Source organism: Wolbachia endosymbiont (group A) of Sphaerophoria taeniata (genome assembly GCF_947250735.1).
Lineage (GTDB): Bacteria > Pseudomonadota > Alphaproteobacteria > Rickettsiales > Anaplasmataceae > Wolbachia.
Genome location: NZ_OX366344.1, coordinates 1,273,179 through 1,290,795, shown reverse-complemented (window position 1 = coordinate 1,290,795; position 17,617 = coordinate 1,273,179). Strand labels below are relative to the sequence as shown.

At 35.8% G+C, this 17,617-nt stretch carries 17 protein-coding genes, 1 pseudogene and 1 riboswitch; of the genes and pseudogenes, 13 read left to right on the top strand and 5 right to left on the bottom strand.

The window, feature by feature from the left end; genetic code table 11:
- Nucleotides 1–4: 4 nt before the first annotated feature.
- Both OOK84_RS06345 and OOK84_RS06340 read left to right on the top strand, forming a co-directional pair.
- Nucleotides 5–217, top strand: a complete 213-nt coding sequence (locus OOK84_RS06345) for a hypothetical protein (RefSeq protein WP_264731678.1) — start codon at nt 5–7, stop codon at nt 215–217.
- Between the two features lie 304 nt (nt 218–521).
- Nucleotides 522–1,544 (top strand): IS110 family RNA-guided transposase, encoded by a 1,023-nt coding sequence (locus OOK84_RS06340; RefSeq protein WP_264731025.1) that lies wholly within the window; start codon nt 522–524, stop codon nt 1,542–1,544.
- 230 nt (nt 1,545–1,774) lie between these two features.
- Here the strand turns inward: OOK84_RS06340 and metG are convergent, their stop codons facing one another.
- Entirely contained in the window at nt 1,775–3,373 is a 1,599-nt protein-coding gene (gene metG / locus OOK84_RS06335; protein WP_264731676.1) for a methionine--tRNA ligase, read from the bottom strand.
- 157 nt (nt 3,374–3,530) lie between these two features.
- Here metG and OOK84_RS06330 point away from each other — a divergent pair.
- Nucleotides 3,531–3,805 (top strand): annotated as a pseudogene (locus OOK84_RS06330) (TrbC/VirB2 family protein); the annotation flags it as partial.
- A gap of 205 nt (nt 3,806–4,010) precedes the next feature.
- Here the strand turns inward: OOK84_RS06330 and ubiG are convergent.
- The gene (gene ubiG / locus OOK84_RS06325) at nt 4,011–5,180 is read right to left on the bottom strand and encodes a bifunctional 2-polyprenyl-6-hydroxyphenol methylase/3-demethylubiquinol 3-O-methyltransferase UbiG (protein ID WP_264731674.1); all 1,170 of its coding nucleotides are present in this window, start codon (nt 5,178–5,180) and stop codon (nt 4,011–4,013) included.
- Between the two features lie 174 nt (nt 5,181–5,354).
- Here ubiG and dnaG point away from each other — a divergent pair, with 174 nt between their 5' ends.
- Both dnaG and OOK84_RS06315 read left to right on the top strand, forming a co-directional pair.
- Nucleotides 5,355–7,103: a DNA primase gene (gene dnaG, locus OOK84_RS06320; RefSeq protein WP_264731672.1), complete on the top strand. Its 1,749-nt coding sequence runs from the start codon at nt 5,355–5,357 to the stop codon at nt 7,101–7,103.
- A gap of 184 nt (nt 7,104–7,287) precedes the next feature.
- A complete protein-coding gene (locus OOK84_RS06315) occupies nt 7,288–8,370 on the top strand; it encodes an efflux RND transporter periplasmic adaptor subunit (protein ID WP_264731670.1) in 1,083 nt (360 codons plus the stop codon).
- A 73-nt stretch (nt 8,371–8,443) separates the two neighbouring features.
- Here the strand turns inward: OOK84_RS06315 and grxD are convergent, their stop codons facing one another.
- The 3 genes from grxD to OOK84_RS06300 all read right to left on the bottom strand — a co-directional run bounded on the left by grxD (nt 8,444) and on the right by OOK84_RS06300 (nt 10,402).
- Nucleotides 8,444–8,767 carry a Grx4 family monothiol glutaredoxin gene (gene grxD / locus OOK84_RS06310; protein WP_164224629.1) on the bottom strand — a complete coding sequence of 108 codons (324 nt, stop codon included), beginning with the start codon at nt 8,765–8,767 and terminating at the stop codon, nt 8,444–8,446.
- A gap of 15 nt (nt 8,768–8,782) precedes the next feature.
- Nucleotides 8,783–9,001 carry a BolA/IbaG family iron-sulfur metabolism protein gene (locus tag OOK84_RS06305; RefSeq protein WP_096641415.1) on the bottom strand — a complete coding sequence of 73 codons (219 nt, stop codon included), beginning with the start codon at nt 8,999–9,001 and terminating at the stop codon, nt 8,783–8,785.
- Between the two features lie 78 nt (nt 9,002–9,079).
- Nucleotides 9,080–10,402, bottom strand: coding sequence for a malic enzyme-like NAD(P)-binding protein (locus tag OOK84_RS06300; RefSeq protein WP_264731666.1), 1,323 nt, complete (start codon nt 10,400–10,402; stop codon nt 9,080–9,082).
- 126 nt (nt 10,403–10,528) lie between these two features.
- Between OOK84_RS06300 and pgsA the strand changes: the two genes are divergently transcribed.
- From pgsA to OOK84_RS06260, 8 genes are all read left to right on the top strand, one after another.
- Nucleotides 10,529–11,071, top strand: coding sequence for a CDP-diacylglycerol--glycerol-3-phosphate 3-phosphatidyltransferase (pgsA, locus tag OOK84_RS06295; RefSeq protein WP_253309177.1), 543 nt, complete (start codon nt 10,529–10,531; stop codon nt 11,069–11,071).
- A 100-nt stretch (nt 11,072–11,171) separates the two neighbouring features.
- Nucleotides 11,172–12,170 (top strand): hypothetical protein, encoded by a 999-nt coding sequence (locus tag OOK84_RS06290; protein WP_264731663.1) that lies wholly within the window; start codon nt 11,172–11,174, stop codon nt 12,168–12,170.
- A 60-nt stretch (nt 12,171–12,230) separates the two neighbouring features.
- Nucleotides 12,231–12,938, top strand: coding sequence for an outer membrane protein assembly factor BamD (locus tag OOK84_RS06285; protein ID WP_264731661.1), 708 nt, complete (start codon nt 12,231–12,233; stop codon nt 12,936–12,938).
- Nucleotides 12,939–12,997: 59 nt separating this feature from the next.
- On the top strand, nt 12,998–13,738 hold the full coding sequence (locus OOK84_RS06280; protein WP_264732597.1) for a YebC/PmpR family DNA-binding transcriptional regulator: 741 nt from the start codon (nt 12,998–13,000) through the stop codon (nt 13,736–13,738).
- A 3-nt stretch (nt 13,739–13,741) separates the two neighbouring features.
- Nucleotides 13,742–14,680: a M23 family metallopeptidase gene (locus OOK84_RS06275; RefSeq protein ID WP_264732595.1), complete on the top strand. Its 939-nt coding sequence runs from the start codon at nt 13,742–13,744 to the stop codon at nt 14,678–14,680.
- A gap of 7 nt (nt 14,681–14,687) precedes the next feature.
- Nucleotides 14,688–15,533, top strand: a complete 846-nt coding sequence (locus OOK84_RS06270) for an SPFH domain-containing protein (protein ID WP_264688468.1) — start codon at nt 14,688–14,690, stop codon at nt 15,531–15,533.
- Nucleotides 15,534–15,609: 76 nt separating this feature from the next.
- Nucleotides 15,610–15,712: riboswitch (TPP riboswitch) on the top strand.
- Nucleotides 15,701–15,976, top strand: coding sequence for a SemiSWEET family sugar transporter (locus OOK84_RS06265; RefSeq protein ID WP_006280002.1), 276 nt, complete (start codon nt 15,701–15,703; stop codon nt 15,974–15,976). It overlaps the preceding riboswitch by 12 nt.
- Nucleotides 15,957–16,646, top strand: coding sequence for a thiamine diphosphokinase (locus tag OOK84_RS06260; protein WP_264731659.1), 690 nt, complete (start codon nt 15,957–15,959; stop codon nt 16,644–16,646). Before OOK84_RS06265 ends, OOK84_RS06260 begins: the two co-directional genes overlap by 20 nt.
- Nucleotides 16,647–17,617: the final 971 nt, after the last annotated feature.

Below are 17,617 nucleotides of genomic sequence, written 5' to 3'. Positions count from 1 at the left end.
AATTTTGTCAGTAACTGCCAGTTCTTTTCACTTGAGCGATGCAACAAAGCCCACTGGGATCCAGAAAAGTTTGCTTGTAAGCAAGCAAACTAGCATAGAAAGTGGTTACAACATTTTCGATGAGATTATATGGAAAACTGGATCCCAGTGTCTGGGCACTGGGATGACAGCAGTCCTACGTCATACCGCGATTCATTCGCGGTATCTCTTAACATAGATCCCGCTAACAAGCAGCGGGATGACGGTTGTCAGGGTGTCATCCGAGTAGCCTCTTTCTTGTTATCCGAGTAGCCCCTTCTTGTATCTTGTCAAAAGCATCTAATGTTTTAAGCTTAAGCATTAGGTGGAGAAGGGAGGAACTCTGTGCTTCTTCTTAGATATAAAATCTGTAGAGGAGATAAGAATTCCCTTCTCAAAAGTATAGGCTGGACGGTATCGTAGAAAGACCTGAATGGTTCTAATTCTGTATTCACAAGACTAGCCTTACTTTTCATTTTTAATGGTAACGTATGGGGTTATATATGATCAACAACTTTTTGGGCATAGATATATCAAAAGATCGCTTTGATGTTTTTCTCTCATTTATAAGCAAAAAAGGAAAGCGTGAAATTAGAAAAAGAAGCTTTAAGAACGATGATCATGGGTTTCAAAGTCTACTGAATTTTCTACACAAACATAATGTAGAAAAAGTAAAAACCTGCATGGAATCTACTGGTTGTTATAGCGAAGCACTGGCTGAATTTCTACACAATGCTGGACATTTTGTAAGTGTTGTAAATCCTTATTGCATAAAATCTTATGCAAGGAGTAAGCTGATACGACAAAAGAATGATCAGACCGATGCAGAAGTTATTGCTGATTATTGCCAAAGACAGGAACCTTCTAGTTGGACACCACCTTCTCCTGAAATGAAAAAATTAAAACATCTTTATCGTTGCTCAGTTGCGTTAAAAGATGAGTTAACATTAGTAAATAACCACTTAGAAAAAAAAGAGAGACTGCCTAAAGAAGTTGCAAATGCTTGGGAAGACCTTGCAATGAATATAGCTCAAAAAATAGAAACAATAAAAAACTCCGTACGTGAACTATTAAATCAACACAAAGAATTGTTGGAAAATTTTCAACTTCTATTGACTATTCCAGGCATAGGAGAAGAATCAGCAATAGCTATTTTAGCTGAAGTTTCTGATATAGAGGTTTTTAGAGATGCCAGGCAATTGGCAGCATATACAGGAGTTATACCACGAAATATGACGTCAGGTTCCTCTGTATATGCCAAACCCAGATTAAGTAAATCCGGTTCACAAACATTACGTAAGGCACTTTTCTTTCCTGCCATAGTAGCTAAGAATCACAATCCTATCATTATGAGCTTTTGCCAAAGATTAAAGGAAAAGGGTAAGCATAATATGGCCATCGTTGGTGCTGCAATGCGTAAGCTACTCCATATCATTTTCGGTATTCTGACATCCAAAAGTGCTTTTGATCCTAACCATATCAAAAACTACAGGGCTAGGAGGTTGACTGAAGGTTTAGTACTTTAAAATCAAAAATGCTTCCTATCTATCTTATGTAAAGTGGTATCTTACACAAATTTATTGAATGTTGTTGGTTAGTGGATATGTTGATAAGTAAACTTCATCTGTTTTGTGCGTATAAAACTAATTTACTTATCAACATATCCACTAACTATAATCTGTGTACTGTTACACAATTGGAAGTATTTTTTGATTTTATGATGCAACTTGGGAAATTTTTATAATTTTTTTGTTGACTAACAAGACGGTATCTCCTCTTTAGCATCAACCCTCAAAAAAACCGGCGTAGGTTTAGGTAGTGTAATGCCTGAACTTACGCATGCGTTGCACAGAGATTTTAAATCACGTTGCTCTTTTGGAATTTGCAATTGATTAAGTATCATTTCCGCTGATTTGGGAACGATTGGCTGCAATAAAATGCCAATTATCCTGATATATTCCAGTAATTTGTAGATTACTAAATTCATGCGTTCTCTATCAGTTTTGCTTAATGTCCAGGGTGCACTTTTGTCTATATAAGCATTGGCTTCAGAAGAGATGTTGATAATTAGAAGTATAATCTGGTTAAACTCATACTTTGATAGGTGATTCATCACCTGATCGAGTATAGCTTTGCAACCTGGAAGACTTTCTTCACCTTTAAGTAGGCTTTGATCGATTGTTGGTACAATTCCAGAACATTGCTTGTGTAAAAATGAAATTGTTCTTTGTACTAAATTGCCTATATTGTTTGCAAGTTCTGAGTTTATGCGGCTGATCATGTTTTTCTTACTAAAGTTGCCATCCTGGCCAAAACTTGCTTCTCGAAGGAGAAAATAGCGTAGTTGGTCAACACCAAACTCTTGAGCGAGGCCAATTGGATCTATGACATTACCAAGAGACTTGGATATTTTTTCTCCTTCGTTTAGCCACCAACCATGAACTGCAATTTGTTTTGGCAGTGGCAAATCTGCTGCAAGGAGAATCGCTGGCCAATACACAGCATGAAAGCGCAATATGTCTTTGCCGATTACATGAACGTTGAAAGAGTTGTCAGCTAGGTTTGCAGTGCTTGACACTGGAATCTGCGTTTTGGATTCTGCCCAAAATCTCTTATATTCTTCACCTTCAGTGCTAGGGAAACCTATTGACGTGAGATAATTGGTTAATGCATCTATCCAGACATAGATTACGTGTTTGTCATTACCTGGTACTTTTATTCCCCAGTTAAAACTAGTGCGAGAGATTGAGAGGTCAATGAGCCCTGATCTTACAAACGATACCACTTCATTTTTTCTGCTCTCAGGAAAGATAAAATTTGGCTGATTTTCATATAGTTCTAGTAATTTATCCTGCCAATTCGACAAACGAAAAAAGTAGCTCTCTTCTTTTACCCATTCAACCTCAGCACCTGTTGGTGCTTTGCCATCTATCAGCTCTGATTCCTGATAAAATGCTTCATCACGCACTGAATACCAACCCGAATAGGAATCCAAATATATTTGTCCTCTCTCTTCAAGCCTATTCCATAAAGCTACCACTGCTTTTTCATGACGTTCCTCCGTAGTGCGAATAAAATTGTCATACTCAAAATTCATGAACTTAGCTAATTCTTTAAATGAAACACTCACTTCATCTGTAAATTCTTTTGGCCGCATTTCCTTTGCTTTAGCTGCTTTTTCTATTTTTTGTCCATGTTCATCTGTACCGGTGGTAAATTTGACATTTTTCCCAGCTAGTTTCATGAACCTTGCCACCACGTCACACAAGAGAGAAGTGTATGCATGACCGATATGCGGCTTATCGTTTACGTAATATATTGGCGTGGTGATGTAAAAACTCTCAAATCGATCCATGGTTTAGCATTTTGATAAAAATCAACTGAGTTAATTATAGTATTAAAAAGGCAGTAATAAATAAATATTGATTGGGTTAAGCATAATTTTTGAAAAAAGCTATTTACTGAAATTTTATTAAAATAAGAAACAATCAGGTATGATTATTGAAAGAACAATGGGAAATTTTCTTGTAATTCTATTTGTAGTTTTAATTTTCTCCTATGCATTTGATGCACACGCTGATGGAGCAACAGATGTAATGTAATAGGTTACGTTCATGGAATAGGTGGACCAATGATTACAGTGGTAATCATTGGTTCAAGCTTGCTTGCAATATTTGGTAGAATGCCTTGGCCTGCACTTTTCGCACTGGGTATGTTTGTTGCTGTGTTTTTTGGTGCTCCTCAAATTGTAACAAAGGTAACAGAAAAAGAAGTTTGTTGTCTTGATAAGAGACAAACATTCAATAATGGAAAGTGTGTTGCTGCTCCTGGATATGAATACATAGGTCGTGATCGTTGTGGCCCTTCGAGAAACGGGGTTCAAGGATGTTGTCCTAATGGCTGGGTGCTCACTAGTAAGGGCAAATGTAAGAAAGCTGGTCTAGATCCTTCAAAGTATTGGTAGTGAAAATGGTGCTTTTATAGAGTTAAATCTAACCACTCATCAAACCACAAAGTATATAATTAATATCCACACCTTTAGTTAAATTCCACTCACGCTTTATTACGTTGTACTCCATGCCAGCCATGTTTTGCAGCGTTACATTATTTTCTCTTAAGTGATTTGCAATTTCTGACGGCTTGAGAAATTTATTCCAATTATGCGTACCCTTAGGCAGCCAATTTAATATGTACTCTGCGCCGACTATTGCAAGACAGAAGGATTTGATAGTTCTATTTATTGTGGATATAAAGATTAGCCCTTCTGGTTTCAGCAATTCTATTGCTCTTCTCATAAAGAATTCTAAATTATCTACATGCTCGACTACTTCCATCAGCAGAACCACGTCGTACTTCTTGTCATTGCTTAGCTCTTCAATGCTGGTGTGCATATATTCTACATTAAGCCCTACTTTTTTCGCATGTGACTGTGCCACTTTGATGTTTTCTTCACATACATCTATTCCCACAACATTAATGCCAACGCGTGCCATTGATTCTAATAAAATGCCACCACCGCATCCAACATCAAGCAATGATAATTCTTTTAAATCGCATTTTTTTAACTCTTTTATTTTCTCAATAATGTAAGATACTCTAATAGGATTCATCATGTGCAATGGCTTAAATTTACCATTCTCATCCCACCATTCACCTGCCATTTTAGCGAATTTTGATATTTCATCTTCGTTATAAGTTTTTGTTTTTTTTTTCTTAGAGGTTATATTGCTGAGTTTATCAAGGCGTTTTTTATGTCTGCTTTCTTTTGAAAATTCTGTTTCGAGGAATTGTTTGACTATGTCTTTTGCTAATCCACTCGCAGTAAATCCTGCACCAAGACACAGTACATTTGCGTTGCCATGCTCGCGAGCTAATTTTGCGATCTCAACACTATTGCATAAAGCAGCGTAGATTCCTTCAAAACGATTTGCCACAGTACTCATGCCCAAACCTGTACCACAAATTAATATCCCATAATTTGCTTTTTTGCTTGTTATATCTTCTACAACTTTAACAGCATAGTCTGGGTAATCTACACACTTTTGCTTAGAAGTGCAGCCTTGATCTACCGCTGTGTAACCCAGGGTTTCCAGGTAGGATTTTATTTCTGATTTTAATTCATAACCAGCATGATCTGAGGCAATTGATATTATATCTGACATATAAAAAGTTGATCTTGCATAACTTAAGGATATTTATATGGGTAATTTATTTTGATCTTTCTGTCAAGCCGTTTTAATACTCCTGATCTTTCGGAGTCCTAAAGCTTGAAATAAATTTCGAGTCAGATGTGTATAAATTCCATATAATTTTTATCCTACTACTAATTCAATAAGATGGATCACATAGATATTATAAAATCAAAATTATTATTATCTGACATAGTAGGTAAAAAAGTCAGGCTAATAAAAAGAGGAGATAGTTTTGTTGGGCTCTGTCCATTTCATAACGAAAAAACCCCATCTTTTTCGGTGAGCAATACTAAAGGATTATATTACTGTTTTGGTTGCTTAGCTAGTGGTGATGCATTTGAATTTATTTCACAAACTGAAGGATTAAGCTTTAAAGAAGTATTGGAAAGATTAGCATCGGTTACAGGTGTTGAACTGCCCAAAAGTCTTAGTATTACAAAAGGGGACAATAAACTATTTTTAGCGCTTGATTTAGCTGCAAATTGGTTTGCACAAAAAAATCAGGGCATTGTAGATTATTTAAAGCAGCGCAAGATTTTACCTGAAATCATAGATAAATTTAAGATAGGTTATGCACCAAGCTCTGGTTTGAAAGAGTATTTAAACTCTTCAGGTATTGAAGACAAAATTTTAATTGATATTGGATTAGTAAACAAAAATTTTCATGATTATTTTTATGAACGGCTGATATTTCCTATATACAACATTGCAGGAAGAGTTATTGGTTTTGGCGGACGTGCGCTGAGTTCTGAGCAACAGCCAAAATATTTAAATAGCCCAGAGAGTCAGCTCTTCAAGAAGAGGGAGAATTTATACGGATTAAACTTTGCTTTAAGCGAAATACGTAAAAAACAGCACATATTTGTTGTTGAAGGATATATGGACACTATAGCGCTACATCAAGCGGGAATTAGTAATGCAGTTGCTCCACTTGGTACCGCAATTTCTGCAGAACAGATAAAAAATCTATGGAGATTTGCTAAAGAAATCTCCATCTGTATGGATGGCGATAATGCTGGACGTCATGCTGCTACCCGAGTTGCAGAACTTGCTCTGCCAATATTAGAGCCTGGATACACGTTAAAGTTTGTGACTTTGCCGAGTAATAAAGATCCATACGATATATGTAACGAACTGGCATACAAGAAAGAAGACGTGTTGACTGCTCTTGACCATTCAACAAAACTGCATTCTGAATATTTATGGCGTCACATAATCGATAGCAACTTTCAAAATTATGAAAAACTTGCTCCGGAAAAATATTCAATTCTTGAGCACAAGTTCATGGAATATGTAAATACTATTAGCAACAGCAGTATTAGAAGGTATTATAGAGATTATTTTTACAATAAGGCTAGTGAACTAAGAAGTAGCTTCAAAAAACAGATTTTTAATAGTAAAACTAGAGCAACAAAAGGTGAGTATCTTCATAACAAATCTCCAGAGCTAATTGAGGCAGAGCAAAATCAGGCCATAATTTTGCGTATAGCCGTAGAATTTCCTGAAATCTTGAACCGTCCTATATTTTTTGAGCAATTTTCTCATTTTGAATTTACTAATGAGATGAAAAGATTACAACAGCGTGTAATTGATGTAATAAGTAACAAAAGCAAACTTGGTAAAGAGGCTTTGTTACAAGAATTGAAACAGTTTGACGTTATAAAGTATGTATTTGAAAAAACTAGTGTACTAAATAGCCAACTGAACGAGAGAAAATCTGCAGAAATTGTGTGGAATAATATAGTGTTACTAAAAGAATTAAATGCGTTACGAAAAGAAAGAACCGAAGCGAGGCTGAGCGGTAATCTTGACTTAGAGGAAAGGTTGATAGAACAAATAGAGCAAATAGAAAGTAATATACAAGAAATGCAAATGGAGTTTATTGAAAAGTAGGCTGCTACAGTTAATTATTTTTAGGTTGTTTGTCATTCTGCTGCTTTTTAACGGAATTTATACTGCCTCTTAGCAATAAAAAACTTACTTATTGTAGGAAAATCTTGTGTTTGTTCTCATATAAAACTATTTATGGAGTGACAATGGTGCATGTATTATACTTACATTTTTGATTCGAAAATTTATGCAGTTGTTTCTAACAAAATTAGTCAACAAATTCTATTGTTTAAAGATGAGAAATAAAGTAATCATCATTTCTAGTATTGCTTTTATTCTACTGTTTTTTATCAGCAGTGCATTTTTAAAAAAAGATCAGGCGGTTCATAGTGATAATGCAACTAGTAGCTTTTCAGTAAAAACTCAAGAATGTGCGCCGCAAAACCGCACTATATATTTAAATTTTTCTGGTACAGTAAATCCCTTACATAGAGCTAGCCTTGTCTCAAAAATAAGTGGTAAGATTATTGCTATTTATTTACCTGATGGTGAAAAGGTAAAAAGAGATGATGTAGTGTTAAAGATAGAAGATTATGACAGGATTGAGCAAGCTCAGAAAGCCAAAGCTTTATTAAAGCAGCGTGAAATTGAGTATGATTCCTCTCACAAACTGAATAAAACAGGCTATGGAGCACAAATACAAGTAGAAGCAGCTTTTACTGCGTTACAAAGTGCAAAAGCTGACCTAAAAAGGCTAGAATTGGATTTAGAAAATACTGCAGTCAAATCTCCTATAGATGGTTATATTGATAAAATCAATGCAAACGAAGGGGATTTTGTTAATGCTGGGCAAAAAATAGCTGACGTGGTTGATTTCGATCAAATTCTTGTGGTGTTATACGTTTCGGAAAATGAAGTAAATAAAATAGAGCTAGGCAGCACAGCTCAAATTAGTTTACTGGACGGAAAAGAATTGGCAGGTGAAGTAAGTTTTATTAGTAAAATTGCTGAGCCTAAAACTGGGTCTTATAGGGTAGAGGTAAAGGTAATTAATAATAAAATGATATCCTTGCAGGGACTAACTGCCAACGTAAGACTACCTTCAGGCGAAAGATTTGCATATAAAGTTCCTTCTTCAGCCCTGAGCTTAAGTGACGAGGGTGCTCTTGGAATAAAGATTGTTGATGACAATAATTATGTAATATTTGTACCAATAGAAATTGTTGATCATGAGAGCGATGGGGTTTGGATAGTAGCAAATAACGAAGGTAAACCCATAAAGTTAATAGTATTGGGCCACCTATTTGTTAAGCCTGGTGATAAGGTTTAAGACATAAGATCCTTTTTCATAGCTTATACTACGTTATACCAATCCCAGCGTCTGGGAACTGGTTTCTTGGTACTTATTCCGCAATAATTTTTTTTTCCTTCAATAAATTTTGCAGTTCGCCTTTTTCGTACATCTCGCGAGTGATGTCGCAACCACCGATAAACTCTTCCTTTATATATAATTGTGGAATTGTTGGCCAATCAGAAAACTTTTTTATAGATTCACGTATTTCATCATTCTCCAACACGTTAATATACTTAAACTTCACGTTCAATTTTTTTAGGATTGACACGACGAGTCCAGAGAATCCGCATTGAGGAAAATCAGAAGTGCCTTTCATGTACAACACCACATCATTTTCCGCTATATCTTTTTTTATTTGTTCAAAACTGCTCATAAATTCACCTTATTTTTAAGTATTAGTTTCCAGTTGCAAGGCGTGTATAGACTGACCTTCCAGAGCTTTATATACCATTTTATGCTGTTCTATTTTTGTCTTTCCAAGAAAACGCTTGGAGGTTATTTTTAAATGATAATGATCATCATCTCCAGCAAGGTCATGAACCTTTATATCAGCGTCGGGGAACGATTGTTTGATGATCCTTTCTAATTCGTGAATTGCAATAGTCATTGATTTGCTTTAAATTACAATACTTTCATTATAAATCTAAAACGACTGGGTGCAATTGAATTATTGATTATATGGTTACTAATATTGTGAAGACAGTAGATTCAGCGTGTTAAGTGCACTAGCAAGGCGAGATTTCAATTGATTTTCATATTTACTCCAATCTTGTATTGCCTTTCTTGCAATACCTGAATCAACTGCGGCTTTTGCAACAGCAGGAGATACTATAGAAATTAATCTTGGGTCAAATGGAGTAGGTATTATATATTCACGTCCATAGCTCATTTTACGACCGCCATAGGCTGCAGATATCTCGTCAGACACTTGCTCACGGGCAAGCTTTGCTATTGCATCTGCAGCTGCAATTTTCATCTCATCATTTATTGTTGTTGCATGTACATCAAGCGCTCCTCTGAATATATAAGGAAATCCCATTACGTTGTTGACTTGATTGTTGTAATCTGACCTGCCAGTTGCGATTATTGCATCTGGCCTCACAGATTTTGCAAACTCAGGCCTTACTTCTGGATCGGGGTTGGCGAGAGCGAAAATAATCGGGTCTTTGCCCATACTCTTTAACATCTCTTCATTTAACACATCTTTTGCAGATAATCCGATGAATACATCAGCGCCTTTTATTGTATCAAGTAGAGAACGTTCGGAAGTATCAATTGCATATTTTTCCTTCCACTCATTCATGTCCTCGTTTCTACCTTTGTATATTACTCCTTGCTTATCACACAGCACTATATTTTTAGCGCCCATGGACTTTAGTATTTCTAAACATGCAATACCGGCTGCTCCAGCACCATTCATAATGATCTTAACGTCCTCTAATTTCTTTCCGACAATATCAAGAGCATTTTCTATACCAGCGGCAACAACCACTGCAGTTCCATGCTGGTCATCATGGAACACTGGAATATCCATCAGTTCATTCAGACGTTTCTCTATTATAAAACAATCGGGAGATCTTATATCCTCTAAATTTATCCCCCCCCAACTTGGCCCAAGGTACCTTACTGCATTGATGAAATCTTCTATATTTTCTGTACCAACTTCTATATCAACTGCATCAATATCAGCAAAACGCTTAAATAAAACAGCTTTGCCTTCCATGACAGGTTTTGCAGCAAGAGGACCGATATTACCAAGCCCAAGCACTGCAGTGCCATTTGAAATGACAGCTACAAAGTTGCTTTTTGCCGTATAATCATAAACAACCTCAGGATTTTTAGCTATTTCAAGGCACGGAGCTGCAACGCCAGGAGAATAAGCAAGTGACAAATCATACTGGGTAGATAAAGGTCTTGTTGGCATGATTGAAATTTTACCAGGGTTACCACCTCTACTGTGATACTTAAGTGCCTCTTGTTTTGTGGTATTATCTAAATCATCGTTCATTCTTATATTTTAAGCTTGTAATTTTTAAGTATATGGAGTTTTTATAAATGTTCAATTGTAAACTATTAGCTTGTGAACTCTGTTGTACTTCTGTATAAGTTTACCTATTACGTAAGATGATATTACATGCTTAAGAAAAACGTGCCTAATTTGCTTACAATTTCTCGTGCACTTGCAATACCAGCAATAATATTAAGTTTTTATATAGAAAATAAATATGCAGGCCTAATAACAATATCAATCTTTGTGTTTGCGTGCATTACGGATTTTTTTGATGGTTACTTGGCGCGTGCGTGGAAAGTCCAATCAAAGTTTGGCAAGCTATTTGATCCAATTGCTGATAAATTAATAGTGGTTTCAACGATAATTATGCTAGTTTATAAGCAGAAGATAAATGATTTTACAATAGTACCATCGATTATCATCATCTGTAGGGAAATATTAGTTTCGGGTTTACGGGAGTTCCTTATAGCTATAAATGTTAGTCTACCTGTAAGCAAAGCTGGCAAAATTAAAACATTTTTGCAGATGGTTGCTGTAGTAGCGCTAATAATGAACGATTACGACACAACTCAATATATAGGTGCAATTTGTTTATGGGTTGCAGCTATTATAACTATGTGGTCAGGCTATAATTATATCCTAGCCGGCATCAAACAGGTTGACTGAATTTCTTGAGAAACAGTTAATATACAAAAGTGGTTAATACTTTCATAATATTGACTGAATAGTTAAAATCCTGTATAATATATTAGTTAATAGGGTTTATATGACTGATAACTTTAAGACTACGTTTTCTCCTGAAGATTTTTTTGGGGATTTTTGGCTGACAGTTGATAAGGAAGTCAAAAAAGAAAGGTCAGAACAAGAGTCATTAACACTAAAAGAAGAAGCAGAAAAAAAGAAGAAACTCGAACAGGAGTTATTAATGCTAAAAGTAGGAGAAGCAGAAAAAAAGAAGAAGCTAGAACAAGAGCTATTAACACTAAAAAAAAGAGAGCTATATAGACAATGTGTATCATTGGTAACAATGGTTCCATTTGCATTATTTATGGCTATTGAACTGGAAAAAATATGTAGCGATCAGGTATTACTTGGCGTGATAAGTGGCGCGCTAAGCCACACTATATTACCTTCTATGGTCCTATCTCTTATTTGTACGCTATATTTAATTTACAATAATAGGAAAATAGCACAAAAAGAACGAGAGTTGGAGAATATTGAAAATGGAGAGGAAGTAAAGGAAAAAGAGCACAATATTTCTGATATAGGTCAGTGTTTGATCTATATTGAGGCTATAACAACTGCACTGATTATTGTAGGTATGATAATGGGTGAAACATCTTCACTTGAAGCAGCAGAGGATGCAATTTTATTTCTTGCCAATGCAATTGCTTTTCTTGTAACTCTTGTTTCTTATATTGATGAGCATGAAAAAAATAAGAAAAAGGAAACAGAAAAATCTAATCTTGATGAAAAATCTAGCAAGAAAACTAGCAATATGTCTGTAGCCGGATTGGCGCTTGCTGGTTCTTCTATATTTTTAATAAGAAGGATAATGTTAATGGCATTAGCATCGTCCTTAAATCCTTCTGTTGGGCCTACTTTAGGCTTGATAGGTATTGCACTTTTTATGGTTGTACAGATATTAACTACACATTCCTACAGCAAAACGCTGAAAGATCCAAAAGTGGAAGGACAAGGTAAATCGAGGAATGCAGGTAGTTCTGACCGTAGTTATAAAGAGGAAGGGCCGGCTATTGCCTAAGAAATTTATTTATTTAAGTAATATTTAGGTCTATACTTTATTTTGATCGAAAAAAATCTTATGCATAAGACTTTAATCACGTGCTTTATTTTCCTAATTTGCTCCTTTACACAATCGTATGCGGATGATCTTGAAAAAACTGAAGCTGAACTATATGAGGAAGCAGTTGAACTTTTTGACCAGAAAAAATATAAACAAGCTATTAGGGCATTTCAAAAGATAGAAGATTTGTACCCTTTCTCTTATTGGGCAAGGAAAGCAAAATTATTATCTGGTGTGTCTCATTATAACATGGGTAACTATAGCAGTGCTGCAAGTGATATGGATGATTATATATATGTTTATTCAAATGGTGAAGATTTACCATATGTATACTACTTAAGAGTATTATCTTGTTACATGCAAATTAATAAAGTGCAACTTGGACAGCAAACTGCATATAAAACTTTAGAGCTGGCTACAGAGTACATTAACCTTTTCCCAGACAGCGAATATATAGATGAAATCAAGGAAAAAGCAAAATTAATCACAGAACATATATCAATAAAAGAGTATTCTATCGGTAAATTTTACCTGAGGCGTGGTGAATATTTAGCAGCAATTAAGCGTTTCCAGAATATAGCAAGCTATAAGGATTCTAAATATTTTTCTAAGTCTATTAACTATTTAATAGCAGCCCATTCAGCTCTTGGCCTTGACTTAGAAGCTGAGCAGTATGAAAGTATGTTATTAGCAGAAAACCTGCAAGATGCCAAGCCGGAGGCTTGAAAATTTGCTTTAGTTTTTTCTATGCTTTGATATATAATTAGGTTTTTAACTATTTGAATATGGCTGGTCATTCACAATTTTCAAATATAAAACATCGGAAAGGCACTCAGGATGCAAAGCGCTCTCAAAAATTTACGAAGCTGATTAGAGAAATAACAGTTGCTGCAAAGCAAGGGCTACCCGATCCCGAACTCAACCCGCGCCTTCGCTCTGCTATATTTGCTGCACGCAAGGAAAATCTACCAAAAGATAAAATAGAAACAGCAATAAAAAATGCAACTGGTAACGTTGCTGGAGAAAATTATGAGGAAATCCAATATGAAGGTCATGGGCCTTCTGGCACTGCACTTATTGTCCATGCCTTGACTAATAACCGCAACCGTACTGCTTCTGAGGTACGTTATATATTTTCTCGCAAGGGTGGAAACTTGGGAGAAACAGGAAGTGTTAGTTACCTTTTCGATCATGTAGGCTTAATCGTCTATAAAGCAGAGGGTGTGAATTTTGATGATTTATTTAATTATGGGATCGAGTTAGAAGTATTGAATGTTGAGGAAAATGACAAAGAAGGATTACACGTTATAACTTGTGAAATAAAAGATTTTGGTAAAGTACGCGATGCCTTTTATGCAAAATTCGGAGAACCAGAACTTGCTCGTCTTTCGTGGCAACCAAAGGATCTAGTTGAAATTAGCGATAAAGAGTTGATCGATAAATTATCCACATTGGTTGAAGAATTAGAAGATAATGATGATGTACAGTATGTTGAAGGTAATTTTACTTTTGTTGATGCTGTTTAAATGATGAAGCTGATTATATTTATACTGCTTTATATTTTACCAGCATATGCTACTGAAACATCAACAGATCTTGCACAGCCATTCCAGCATGGAATCAGAAAAAAAAAAGCTACTTTGACGACAGAAAGTGATGGAAAGTTGTTATTCATATCTAGTGACATAAAATCCTCTTTTTTTGACACGGAAGGGTTGGCGCCAAATACAGTGGTAAAATTGATCAACATATATAAAGATTTTGGTGTTGATTTTAAAAAAGACATTGTGCCGAAGAGTAAATTGGAGGTTCTTTTTGAGAGATCGATCAGTAATCAGAAGACTGAAGAAAAGATTTTATATGCTTCACTGACAATAAACAAGAAAGCTATTAGTTTATATCATTATAAATCGCAAGACGGCAAAGAAAGGTATTTTAATAAAGAAGGAATAAGCTTAAAAAATGGCGAAATTTTTGCAAATCCTTTAAATGGAGATTATCGCATATCCTCAAAATTTGGCAATAGAAAGCATCCTGTTCGCGGTAAAATTGCTTTTCACAAAGGAGTGGATTATGCAGCTAAGCTTGGCACTCCCATATACGCTGCTGCAGAGGGTGTGGTAGAATATATAGGAAAGAATGGTGGCTATGGAAATTACATCAAAATAAAACACAAAAATGAATATTCAACCTGTTATGCGCATATAAGTAGATTTAGTGGCGATATAAAGTTAGGCTCTAAAGTAAAGCAGGGGCAGGTAATCGCCTATGTTGGTAGCACTGGTGTTGCAACAGGACCCCATTTACATTACGAAGTTATATATAACGGCAAACACGTCGATCCGCTTACGATAGCGCATAAAACTGAAGTAAAATTGCCTGATCATGAATTAAGAGAGTTTAAACTATTTGTAAATAAGATAAATAAAACGATCAACAGAGAGGGTTCAAGTGAAAAAGAAGTTTAAAGACAATATGGATAAGAATACGATAAACGATAGAAATTTAAGTCAACTCCGGTTTTTTCCTGTACTAATAGCGCTAGGATTAATTTTATCGCTGCTTTTTTTTGCATATGACAGCACAATTGCGCTTGGAGTTGCTGCTGTTTCAATTTTGACTTTTCTTCAAGGATTTTTTATTAATGACCCTAATGAAGCAAGAGTGATAGAGTTTTTTGGTCATTATATTGGAACTTATTTTAAGTCTGGAATATGTGTAACGCTTCCCTTTTCAAGCAAATATATAGTTTCCCTAAAATTTCAAAATATCAACACAGAAAAAATAAAAGTGAATGATGCAAATGGAAGTCCAATAGAGATTTCTGCAGTAATTGTTTGGAGAGTAAACAGCCCTGCAAAGGCGTATTATAATGTTAACAACTATCACGAATTTGTTTTTGTACAAAGTGACTCAGTAATAAGAGAATTAGCAAGCAATTATCCGTATGATAGCGAAAGCGATGAGGAATCTTTACGTAAAAATTCTGATAAAATTTCAGATGAATTGCGGTCAATGTTACAACAAAGATTAGATATTGCAGGAATTGAGATTACAGAAGCAAGAATATCGCATTTGGCGTATTCGTCCGAGATTGCACAAGCAATGTTAAGGCGTCAACAAGCACATGCTATCACTTCGGCAAGAAGGCATATAGTGCAAAATGCAATAGGAATTGTCGAGGAAGTAATAGCTCATTTTGAAAAAAACAAAAGCTTACAATTAGATGGCAAGCAAAAGGTTCAATTGATAAATAATTTGTTGGTTGCCCTAATCTCTGAGCAAGATGCACAACCGACGATTAGTTTGGATAATAATTAGCATAGAAGCCGATTGGGTTTCATGAATGCAAGTCACTATTAATTTCTTGATTAATAGACTAAATGATGTTATAAATTACACGCATTAGGGGTGCTCTAGAAAAGCTGAGAGTACATAAAGTACAACCCTTTGAACCTGATATTGTTAAAGCAAGCGTAGGAAAATGTATGTATATAAATATTGAAGAATGCTTCGGCTTCATTGCGTTAATTGCATCTCTAATTGGATTATCACCTCAAGTATATAAAGCATATATCACTAAAGTTACTCGTGATGTATCGATGCTAATGTTAGTAAACTATCTTATTTGTTCATTGTCTTGGATTGGCTATGGTCTTTACCAGAGCTCAATTTTTGTGGTGCTTAGCAATATTGCTGGATTAGTGATTAGCATAATATCAATTATTCAAAAATGTTACTACGATGCAAAACCTGCACCATGATCATGTGCTGCACTGCAGTACACAACAACAATATCGTTCTATTGTAGTGCTAAATGGAGAAATACCGAGCTCATCGTTTTTTAAACGAGATATACCTATTATTGCTGTAGATGGAGGAGCAAACAAGCTTCTATCAATTGGCGTAAAACCTGATCTTGTAGTAGGAGATTTGGATAGCGTAAATCCGGATTTACGTGCTAATTTGAATACGATATATCTACCTGATCAAGATTATTGCGACTTTTCTAAAGCAATGGCTCACTTAAAAACAGTAAAGTTATTGCCATCAATAGTAACGGGTATTACTGGAGGAGCAATTGATCACATACTACAGAATATTAACATTTTTCTAAGTACGGGCAGTATCTTTTACACACCTTCACCTCCCATGGTAGGTTACATCCTACAAAAAAGTATTACCCATTTTTCTTTGCCGAAAGATACTAAAATATCTTTACTTGGTATACCGAGAGCTCAAATATCAACCAAAGGATTAAAATGGGAACTGCATCTTAGCAACCTTGCTTTTCCAGGAAAGAATTCTTGCTTTAATCGAAGTTTAGGCAATAAGTTATCTATAGAAGTACACAGTGGTATATGTTTGGCGATGGTTTATTTAGAAGCAGTAGATGATGCTGCAAGACATCATGTGCGTCAAGTTAAGAAGTAAATAGACTTCTTGCATAACCCAAACTAAGTAGAAAAAAGGTATCATCCAAGTAGCTGACACTGGTTCCTTTATGACGTGTCATTCCAGTGTCAGCTACTTGAATGACAGCAGTCCTACGTCATACCGCCGCGGTATCTCTAGATCCCGCTAACAAGCAGCGGGATGACGAATTGCTTAACCGTCATACCGCCACGAACCGTCATACCGCGATTCATTCGCGGTATCTCTTAGCATAGATCCCGCTAACAAGCAGCGGGATGACGAATTGCTTAACCGTCATACCGCCGCGAACCGTCATTCCGCCGCAGACCGTCATACCGCGATTCATTCGCGGTATCTCATCCGCTAACACGTAGCGGGATGACGAATTGCTTAACCGTCATTCCGCCGCGAACCTTCATTCCGCCACGAACCGTCATACCGCGATTCATTCGCGGTATCTCATCCGCTAACACGTAGCGGGATACTTGACCTTTACAGGGATGACGGTTGTCGTTCAGCTACAAATATTAAGAAATTTACCAAACGAAAAAAAGGCAAAAGAAGCCCCGAGTAGCGAGTTTTGACTCTATATTACTGTAAGTGGCGCTGTAATAATGTGCTAACGCTTAAAATAAGCGCGATTTGGCTGAATGTAGAAAAAATTTAAAAGACATGCAGCCGCTATAATTTTATCTAATCCGCCAAAAAATACCCTAAGTTTTTTACTGAATTTTGTCATTGAGCCTGCAGGTCAAAAACAAGTTTTGAGTCATGAATACCATTATTATCATAATAAGGGGGCTGGCGGAGTTTGTCAAGTAAGTTTTTTGTTTCTACTGAATGACAGTTGTGGCTTGGGAGGTAGTGCAAGAAGTCTATTGTATTACTGAATTATTAATAATTCAGTAATAGTGCCTGCTATGTAGCTAAAATTTTCCTTTAACTTAAGCTATATGTAGCTAAAATAACTTGGGTTTACCGACGATTTG

Excerpts from the sequence above, each read along its gene's own strand:
- OOK84_RS06340 (WP_264731025.1), top strand. The coding sequence starts at position 522 with ATGATCAACAACTTTTTGGGCATAGATATATCAAAAGATCGCTTTGAT.
- metG (WP_264731676.1), bottom strand. The coding sequence starts at position 3,373 with ATGGATCGATTTGAGAGTTTTTACATCACCACGCCAATATATTACGTA.
- ubiG (WP_264731674.1), bottom strand. The coding sequence starts at position 5,180 with ATGTCAGATATAATATCAATTGCCTCAGATCATGCTGGTTATGAATTA.
- dnaG (WP_264731672.1), top strand. The coding sequence starts at position 5,355 with ATGGATCACATAGATATTATAAAATCAAAATTATTATTATCTGACATA.
- OOK84_RS06315 (WP_264731670.1), top strand. The coding sequence starts at position 7,288 with ATGCAGTTGTTTCTAACAAAATTAGTCAACAAATTCTATTGTTTAAAG.
- grxD (WP_164224629.1), bottom strand. The coding sequence starts at position 8,767 with ATGAGCAGTTTTGAACAAATAAAAAAAGATATAGCGGAAAATGATGTG.
- OOK84_RS06305 (WP_096641415.1), bottom strand. The coding sequence starts at position 9,001 with ATGACTATTGCAATTCACGAATTAGAAAGGATCATCAAACAATCGTTC.
- OOK84_RS06300 (WP_264731666.1), bottom strand. The coding sequence starts at position 10,402 with ATGAACGATGATTTAGATAATACCACAAAACAAGAGGCACTTAAGTAT.
- pgsA (WP_253309177.1), top strand. The coding sequence starts at position 10,529 with ATGCTTAAGAAAAACGTGCCTAATTTGCTTACAATTTCTCGTGCACTT.
- OOK84_RS06290 (WP_264731663.1), top strand. The coding sequence starts at position 11,172 with ATGACTGATAACTTTAAGACTACGTTTTCTCCTGAAGATTTTTTTGGG.
- OOK84_RS06285 (WP_264731661.1), top strand. The coding sequence starts at position 12,231 with ATGCATAAGACTTTAATCACGTGCTTTATTTTCCTAATTTGCTCCTTT.
- OOK84_RS06280 (WP_264732597.1), top strand. The coding sequence starts at position 12,998 with ATGGCTGGTCATTCACAATTTTCAAATATAAAACATCGGAAAGGCACT.
- OOK84_RS06275 (WP_264732595.1), top strand. The coding sequence starts at position 13,742 with ATGAAGCTGATTATATTTATACTGCTTTATATTTTACCAGCATATGCT.
- OOK84_RS06270 (WP_264688468.1), top strand. The coding sequence starts at position 14,688 with ATGGATAAGAATACGATAAACGATAGAAATTTAAGTCAACTCCGGTTT.
- OOK84_RS06265 (WP_006280002.1), top strand. The coding sequence starts at position 15,701 with ATGTATATAAATATTGAAGAATGCTTCGGCTTCATTGCGTTAATTGCA.
- OOK84_RS06260 (WP_264731659.1), top strand. The coding sequence starts at position 15,957 with ATGCAAAACCTGCACCATGATCATGTGCTGCACTGCAGTACACAACAA.